The organism is Streptomyces sp. SID3343 (genome assembly GCF_009865215.1).
GTDB lineage: Bacteria > Actinomycetota > Actinomycetes > Streptomycetales > Streptomycetaceae > Embleya.
The window spans coordinates 1-1,901 of the sequence record NZ_WWJX01001276.1 but is presented as its reverse complement, the minus strand read 5'-3'; the positions used below and the strand labels follow the sequence as shown (position 1 = coordinate 1,901).

The window sequence follows — 1,901 nt, the reverse complement described above, 5'->3', positions numbered from 1 at the left end:
CGGTGGGTCGCCCGGCAGCGGTCCGGCTGGGACGGGCTCAACGAGGCCCAGCGTGGGCGGCTGCTGGTGTTGGGGCTTGACCGCGCCCGGCATCGCCGACACGGCGGCCGAGGCCGAAGCGGCGGTGCCCGTGCCGGACGAGCCCCGGCCCAAACGGACGCGGGAGCAGGCATTCGAGATCGCGTTGAGCGCGGCGGCGTACCGGGCGCGGGTAGGGAGCCTGGAAGTCCCGCGCGCACACGTCGAGACCGTGGTGGCGTTCGACGGACGGCCCGAGGACTTGCGTCTGGGGGTGTGGGTCACCACCACCAGGTCCCGGCGACCGAAGCTCCCCGCTGAGCGGGTCGCCGCGTTGGACGCGCTCGGCATGCGGTGGTGAAGGGGTGAGATCCGGTGTGAGGTTCGGTACGAGGCGTCGATCGGTATCCGGTCGACGCCTTGTGCGTGCCCGGGCGCGGCCACGCGGCGCTGCGACCGGAGGTCGTTCGGGCCTGCGGCCGCCGCGGCTTTCACATCTCGGCCCGGGCTTGAGGTGCCCCGTCGGCGGGCCTCCGTCTCGGCACCGGCGGGGCAGACCGGTGTCGAGGCCCCCGGAACACCGTGCCGCGCCGCGGTGGCGTACGGCCCGATCTTCTGCCCGGGCACAGGAGAATCCATGAGGATTCCGGCGATACAGCCGGCATTCCAGCCGAATCACGGAACCACGGGCCGCCACGCCACAGGCCCCCGACCGGAACCGGACACCCCGCGATCCCCGCAGGCCAATAACACAACGGGACAACACGGATCCGTCCAGCCGAACCCCGGGACCACGACCCGGGACCACAAAGAAACCCGAGAACTTACACAAGGAAGGGCTCCGACCACGCGTGTGGTCGGAGCCCTTGTTCGTCTCACGGGTACCGGCCGGGGGTGGGGGGCCGGTGTCTCGTGGACGCATCATTCCGCCTCGCCCCGGCGGTTCGGGCGGCGAGTTCGTGGACTTCCCGGCCGAACAGGCGGTCGATCTTCGATCAACTGTGGGTCCAGTCCGAATGCAGGAGCCCGGGACCAGGTCGTTGAGTCCGATGTGTCGACCTCAGGTTCGGCCGAGTTCGTCCTCTCGACTGGTGAGCGGCCGCGATCATCATGGTGTTTGCCAAGGATCAACGGTCGTCTTGTTGCCTGCCCTTCGACGCGCGACGGTTTCTACGGTCACGTTGTTTCCGAGCCATCCACAGGCCCGCGATCGGGATGGCGAATGCGGGTATGGACTTGAGCCACGGTGTCGCTCCGCTCGTACCGCTGACGTACCAGGCGACGACGAGTACCGCATAGAGGGCTGCGCCCGTCAGGACGCCGACGAGTGGGGAGGCGTGACGCCATCCGTCGTCGGTTCTGTCGCTCATGGCGGTCTCAGTTCTTCTTGCCGCGGCGGGCCCAGAACCAGACGACCCAGACGAGGATCACCACCACCAGCCCCCCGATCGTCCCGACCGGTCCCCCAGGTATGAAGCCGGCGGCGAGGTTGTCGATCTGACCTTCCATGGTGTCCTGCCTTCTCGAGGGGACAGGGGCGGGATCGGGCGCAACCTCGACCCCACCCCGGGTTCCTAGGACGTGTACTTGTCGAATGCTTCGGTTGCCTGGTCGCCGGCCCATGTTCCGGTCACCGCGCAGGGAACGGCCCCCGCACCCCCGGTGATGCTGGTGCAGACGCTGGTCGTGACGGTTCCGGCCAGGAAGCCCACCGAGACACCCGCCGCACCGCGTAGGTCTCCTTGTACGAGTTGCTCCCCGAATTGCCATCCGGTCGCAATGTTTCCCGCAGAACCCAACTTCTTGGTCGCCTTCGAGGCGACGCTCTTGAGGGACCACGTCCCCGTCGGATCGGCCCGGTTGATCGGGTCGCCGGCCGCGTA

At 68.7% G+C, this 1,901-nt stretch carries 4 protein-coding genes; 1 reads left to right on the top strand and 3 read right to left on the bottom strand.

Annotated elements, in window-relative coordinates; all coding sequences use genetic code 11:
- Positions 1–379: helicase associated domain-containing protein (locus GT354_RS40190; protein WP_237535927.1), on the top strand; the 379-nt coding region annotated here is incomplete at its 5' end.
- A gap of 766 nt (positions 380–1,145) precedes the next feature.
- On the opposite strand, the gene GT354_RS40185 is transcribed toward GT354_RS40190, so the two are convergent.
- The 3 genes from GT354_RS40185 to GT354_RS40180 form a co-directional block, all read right to left on the bottom strand.
- The gene (locus GT354_RS40185; RefSeq protein ID WP_161361422.1) at positions 1,146–1,388 is read right to left on the bottom strand and encodes a hypothetical protein; all 243 of its coding nucleotides are present in this window, start codon (positions 1,386–1,388) and stop codon (positions 1,146–1,148) included.
- A 7-nt stretch (positions 1,389–1,395) separates the two neighbouring features.
- The gene (locus GT354_RS56060; RefSeq protein WP_272923975.1) at positions 1,396–1,527 is read right to left on the bottom strand and encodes a hypothetical protein; all 132 of its coding nucleotides are present in this window, start codon (positions 1,525–1,527) and stop codon (positions 1,396–1,398) included.
- 65 nt (positions 1,528–1,592) lie between these two features.
- The coding region (locus GT354_RS40180; RefSeq protein WP_161361420.1) for a hypothetical protein at positions 1,593–1,901 on the bottom strand (309 nt) is incomplete at its 5' end.

Excerpts from the sequence above, each read along its gene's own strand:
- GT354_RS40185 (WP_161361422.1), bottom strand. The coding sequence starts at position 1,388 with ATGAGCGACAGAACCGACGACGGATGGCGTCACGCCTCCCCACTCGTC.
- GT354_RS56060 (WP_272923975.1), bottom strand. The coding sequence starts at position 1,527 with ATGGAAGGTCAGATCGACAACCTCGCCGCCGGCTTCATACCTGGGGGA.